We start from the raw sequence: 296 nt of genomic DNA, 5'->3' as shown, positions 1-296 counted from the left end.
TCGTTGGCCACGGCCGCATCGTTCGCATCGCCCGCCACCGCGCCATCGCCCAGTGCCACCGCGCTGTCGCCGTACGCGTTCGCCGCCGCTCCCACCGCGGTGCTGTCGGCACCAGTGGCGGTGCTGTCCGCACCGGTGGAATTGGTATGGACGTATCTCACCGTGTTGCCGTTCTGGAACTGCTGCACCGTGTTGTCGAGCTCGTCCACCTTGGTGCCGACCTTGCCCAGTTCGGTGTTGGTGGCATACAGCTGCGAGCCGTTGACCGCATCGGTGCTGCTCCCGGACACGCGGCC

General features: G+C 67.6%; 1 pseudogene. It reads right to left on the bottom strand.

Annotated elements, in window-relative coordinates:
- Window positions 1–296 (bottom strand): annotated as a pseudogene (locus tag SLW55_RS20600) (hypothetical protein); the annotation flags it as partial.

The sequence above is a fragment of the Xanthomonas sp. LF06-19 genome (genome assembly GCF_034105425.1).
Taxonomy (GTDB): Bacteria; Pseudomonadota; Gammaproteobacteria; order Xanthomonadales; family Xanthomonadaceae; genus Xanthomonas_A; species Xanthomonas_A sontii.
The sequence above is the reverse complement of the archived record's forward strand: the minus strand, read 5'-3'. Positions and strand labels throughout refer to the sequence as shown.